The sequence below is a fragment of the Streptomyces sp. M-16 genome (genome assembly GCF_052114405.1).
Lineage (GTDB): Bacteria > Actinomycetota > Actinomycetes > Streptomycetales > Streptomycetaceae > Streptomyces.
Genome location: NZ_JBFRER010000239.1, coordinates 1 through 4,507, shown reverse-complemented (window position 1 = coordinate 4,507; position 4,507 = coordinate 1). Strand labels below are relative to the sequence as shown.

Annotated in this window: 4 protein-coding genes and 2 pseudogenes; 1 reads left to right on the top strand and 5 read right to left on the bottom strand. The window is 76.8% G+C overall.

The genetic code is table 11. From position 1 onward, the window contains the following. The 5 genes and pseudogenes from AB4039_RS41525 to AB4039_RS41505 form a co-directional block, all read right to left on the bottom strand. Window positions 1-324: pseudogene (locus AB4039_RS41525) on the bottom strand (hypothetical protein); the annotation flags it as partial. 115 nt (window positions 325-439) lie between these two features. Beyond that, complete coding sequence (locus tag AB4039_RS41520; RefSeq protein ID WP_442273226.1) at window positions 440-1,027, bottom strand: hypothetical protein; 588 nt, start codon at window positions 1,025-1,027, stop codon at window positions 440-442. A gap of 150 nt (window positions 1,028-1,177) precedes the next feature. Further along, window positions 1,178-1,912, bottom strand: coding sequence for an SDR family oxidoreductase (locus tag AB4039_RS41515; protein WP_266836741.1), 735 nt, complete (start codon window positions 1,910-1,912; stop codon window positions 1,178-1,180). Between the two features lie 176 nt (window positions 1,913-2,088). After that, on the bottom strand, window positions 2,089-2,607 hold the full coding sequence (locus tag AB4039_RS41510) for an SRPBCC family protein (protein WP_266836743.1): 519 nt from the start codon (window positions 2,605-2,607) through the stop codon (window positions 2,089-2,091). A gap of 51 nt (window positions 2,608-2,658) precedes the next feature. Continuing rightward, a complete protein-coding gene (locus tag AB4039_RS41505; RefSeq protein ID WP_266836745.1) occupies window positions 2,659-3,666 on the bottom strand; it encodes an NUDIX domain-containing protein in 1,008 nt (335 codons plus the stop codon). Between the two features lie 393 nt (window positions 3,667-4,059). Here AB4039_RS41505 and AB4039_RS41500 point away from each other — a divergent pair. Then, window positions 4,060-4,507 (top strand): annotated as a pseudogene (locus AB4039_RS41500) (hypothetical protein); the annotation flags it as partial.

The following is a 4,507-nucleotide window of genomic DNA, read 5'->3' as shown; positions in this document are numbered from 1 at the left end:
GCCGACGGCGGGCGGGGCGGTGACCGCCGCGCGGACCGCCCGGGCGTCGCGCTCGGTCCGGCCGTCGCGCGCCGCGAAGACCGCGGCCTCCACCTCCTCGCGGGACCGCCCCGCTGTGAGTGACACCTGGTAGGTGCCGACCACCGGGAGCCGGCCGTTGGCGTGGAGCACCGCCATCACGGTCTCGGCGACGGCCCCCCGGCCGCCGCGCAGGTGGGCCACCTCGTAGACCGTCAGGGGTCCCCCCGTTCTCCGGGGTGCGCGGACCGGCGGGGAGGCCATCCGGCGGAAGGCCCGGATCCGCCGGGCGCAGGCCGCCCCCAGGAGCAGTACAGAGGGAATGAAAAGGATGAACCACCATATTCATACCCCCCGGTGCCGGCGGCCTGAGGGCGAGTGTGGGGCCGGGTACGGGGTGCGGCGACACCCCGTACGCGTCCTATGCCGCGCTTCTGCGCAAGCGCTGGGCCGCCGTGTTGCGCACGCGACGGGTGCGTGCGGAAGCGGCGAGGAGGGTCAGGGCCTCGCGGGAGGCGAGGGAGCGGGCGGCCGTGTGCTGGCACCAGTCGGAGGCCGCGGCGAGTTCGGCGGGGTTCCAGTCGGTGCCCGCCTCGATCGCCTTGAGCAGGGTCCACTCGCGCAGCCTGCGGGCCGGGAAGGCATGGCCGTCGAGGACGGGGTACAGGGCGCGGGCCCAGTCGGGGAACTCCGTGCCGGGCAGCAGCCTCGGCGCGCGGCGGTCGAGGTGGGTGACCACCGCGCTCTCCGCCATCACGGGGTCGGGGTCGCGCAGAACGGCCGCGACCGCCTCGGCCTCCCGCGGCCCTCCCGTCACGGCGGCGACGGCGGCCAGCCGGTCGAGGTGCCGGGTGTAGCGCCACCGCCCGGGGACGGCCGCGTCCCGGGGCGCCTCCCCCGGATCCGCCGCGGGGCGACGGAGGGCCGGCCCGGTGCCCGCGGGCCCTGCGGCCGGGTACGCCGGACCGCCTCCCGGCGGCCGGCTCGTCTGGTGGTCGCGTATCCCCATGCCTCCCATTCCACACGACCGGCGTGAACGGGGGGCGCCCAGGGGTACCCTCCGCGCCGGGAGCCCCGGAACCCCTGGGCTCCGGGGCTCCGGGGCTCCGGGGCTCCGGGGCTCCGGGGGCTCCCGGCGCGGAGCTGGCGACGCGCCGGCTCAGACCTGCTCGAAGTAGAACGCCTTGATGAAGCAGTCGCGGGGCTGTCCGACGGCGAAGAAGACGCAGTCCACCAGCGACTGGGCGGTCAGCGGGTCCTTCGCCGTGCGCGGGGCACCCTCCCAGGCCTCCGACAGCGGATCGTGGTTGTCGAAGTCCGGCGGGTAGAGGGAGATCACCCGGACGCCCTGGTCGCGGAGCCGGCGGGAGAGGGTCTCGGTGAACCCGGCCTGGGCGCTCTTGGCCGCGTAGAAGGAGTCGTGGGCGTCCGAGCGGTGGTTGCCCCGCTCCCCGCAGCCGGAGACCATGGTCACGATGTCCGGCACGTCCGACTTCAGGAGCAGCGGGAGGAAGGCCTTCGTCGCCAGGACGGTCCCGGTGGCTCCGGAGGCGAGGGTCTCCACCACGTCCTCGTCGGAGGCGGACAGCAGGTCCGTGCCGTGCTGGTAGCGGGATCCGTTGTTGACCAGGACGTCCACGTGGCCCGCGCGGGCGGCGACCGCGGCCGCGAAGCCCCGCACGGACGCCGGGTCCGTCAGGTCGCAGGCGTACGCGTGCACGCGGTCGGCGTCGTGACCCTGCGCGAGGATCTCCTCGCGGACCCGCGCCGCGGCTTCGGGGGTACGGGCGGAGAGGTGGACCTCGGCGCCCCGCGCGGCGAAGCGGAGGGCCAGGGTCCGCCCGAAGTCCCGTCCTGCCGCGGTGATGACGACGCGGTGGTGTTCAAATGCCATGGTCAGCACTCCGATCAAGGGTCGAATTCCATGATCGCAGTCCCCGTCCGGGGCGTTCCGGTCCCGACCGCGGGATCGAGGACGTCCGGCCCGCGCGAGCGCGTGCGCGTGGACGGGATCGCCCTCTCCCGCCACGCCGGGACGCCGGGGCGGGCGGGCCCCGGCGTCCCGAGGGGTCAGTGCCCGTACGACTCGTACCCGCCCGCCTCGCGCCCCGGTTCGGGCAGCGGGGCACCGGTCTCCAGCAGCGTCTTCAGGCTGGAGACGAGCATCGGCCAGGCCTGCGCGCACATGCCGATGAGGGTGCCGCCCGGGGTGAACCCCTCGTGGCGGACCGTCAGACGGGCGAGGGTGTCACCGACCGGCTCGATCTCGTACGTCACCGTCGTGCGCGGCTCGGCCGCCAGCTCGGCGCGCAGCTCCTCGCCGATGCCGACGGAGGCGGCCCACTGAGTGCTGAAGGTGTGCCAGGTGTAGGAGAGCCTGCGGTCCGGGACGCACTCCAGGACCACCTGGGCCGGGTCGCTGGTGCGGGCGCCGCGCTCGACCCAGTCCATGGGCGAGCCCACCGCCCAGTCCGTCTCGAAGCTCGGGCCCCAGTACCGGCGGGTGAGGGCCGGGTCGGTCAGGGCCTGCCAGACCCGGGCCGGATCGGCCTGGATGTAGAGGGTGTAGTCGATCACGCTGTCGTCCATGGCCCCATGCTGCGGGACCGGCCGCCGCCCGCGCGGGATTTGAAGGGGGCGTCACCAGCGCAAACCCTGTTCGGGCAGCTCCACGGGCGGGGTCCGGGGCGGGGCCGGGAGGGCGAGGCGGGCGCGGGCCGCGTGCACCGACGCGAGCTCCTCCCGGCCGGCCGGGCCCCAGTCGCTGAGCTCGCGGACCTGCTCCGGGGTGGCCAGCAACCGGGCGTACGCCGGGTCCGCGGCCGGGGTGAGGGCCGTGAGCCGGGCCGCCGTGCGGGCCGAGGCGCCCCCGTCGGCGTACCGGTGGCCGAGCGCGAGCGCCCCGGCGGTGGGTTCCGCCGCCGGGCCCGGCAGGTGCGCGGCGCCGGTGGCACGGGCGATGAGCAGGAGCACCCGGCCGTCGGGGGCGAACAGCCAGCCGGAGCGTTCCCGTACGGGCAGGTGCGCGGGGAGCGGGCCGGGGTGCCAGGTGCCGTGCTGCGGGGTGCGGCGGGTGCGCAGGACGCCGAGCCGGTCGAGGTCCGTGGGGTTGGTGGGGCGGCCGTCCTCCAGCAGGGCGGGCCCGGAACCGTTGATCCGGGCCCGCAGCGCGGACAGGGCGCGGCGGGCGTCGCCCGGGTCCATCAGGGCGGGCAGGTCGGCGGGCTCGGCGAAGTCGATGCCGGTGATCTCCCGGTCGGGCAGCCGGACGGAGCGGATCCGGTCCGGGGTCCAGGTGCCGCCGTCGTAGACGTGCAGGATCTCGCCGGGGAAGCGCATCTCGGGCGGGAAGCCGGGGGTGTCGGCGGGGATCCAGTCGACGGCGAGCCCGCGCGGGTAGTGGCCGTCGACGCCGAGCTCCTCGCGCACCTCGCGGGCGGCGGCCGCCGCGGGCGACTCGCCGGCGTCCACCGCGCCGCCGGGCAGGAGCCGGTCGGAGCGGTAGTCGACGCTCTGTACGAGGATCCGCCCGTCGGGGTCGGTGACGAGGACGACCGCTGCGGTCCAGAGGGCGGCGCGCGAGGCCCCGTACTCCTCCGGGGTCATCCAGGTGCCCGAGCGCTCGGGGTCGTCGGTCAGCTGGGGCATGGGAACTCCGTTCACCGTGGGTGGACCCGCCGCGTGTGCAACAGCGGGCGCGGCCCCCGGGTTACGGCGGCGACCCCAGGAGCGGGCGGATCCGCTTTACCCTCCCCATACCTCTTTATTACCGGGTTATGTCGATCTTGCTACTGTGCGCCGTGCGGGCCGTCGGGGTGAAACCCGCTGGCCCGACCACGTCACCGGCACGGAACCGGCCGGGAAGGCACGACAGCCGCACGCCGTGTGCCGCGCACCGCGTACGGGGAGCGCCGAGCGGCCCCGGGAGCGCGGTGGCCGGCCGCGCGGCTCCCAGGGGCGCCGGGGGCGATGCCGGGCGGGGCTCACCCGTCCGTGTGAAGGAGCGCGCCCGGCGCGGCTCCGGTGCGGCAGGGTGGGCGGATGCGTTCGCGCCGGGCCCTGCCGGGCCCCCCCGACCCGTCCGTCCCCCCGTTCCTGCCGCAGGCCGTTCCGCTGTCCGTGCCCCTGGCCGTACCCCTGCTGCTCGCCGTGCTGGCGCTGACCGCCGGGTGCGTGACCGTACGGCCTCCCGATCCCGCCGGGGCGCCCCGGATCGCCGAGGCCGTCCGTACCGCCCCGGCTCCGGCACGCCGGGCGCCGGTACGGGGGCTACCGCTGGGTCCGCTCCCGCAGGCTCCGCCCGCCACGGCGGATCCCGGTCCGGGCGGGGCCGGAGCGGACGCGGAGCAGGGTCCGGCGGCGGGGGCGGAAACCGGGCCCGGGGCCGACGGGCCGGAAGGGGCGCCCGCTCCGGAGCCCGCCCGCCCGCGCCGGGACTCCCCCGCCCGCCCGAAGCACCGCGGGCCCGCCGCCGCTCCCGCCGCCCCCG

Excerpts from the sequence above, each read along its gene's own strand:
- AB4039_RS41520 (WP_442273226.1), bottom strand. The coding sequence starts at position 1,027 with ATGGGGATACGCGACCACCAGACGAGCCGGCCGCCGGGAGGCGGTCCG.
- AB4039_RS41515 (WP_266836741.1), bottom strand. The coding sequence starts at position 1,912 with ATGGCATTTGAACACCACCGCGTCGTCATCACCGCGGCAGGACGGGAC.
- AB4039_RS41510 (WP_266836743.1), bottom strand. The coding sequence starts at position 2,607 with ATGGACGACAGCGTGATCGACTACACCCTCTACATCCAGGCCGATCCG.
- AB4039_RS41505 (WP_266836745.1), bottom strand. The coding sequence starts at position 3,666 with ATGCCCCAGCTGACCGACGACCCCGAGCGCTCGGGCACCTGGATGACC.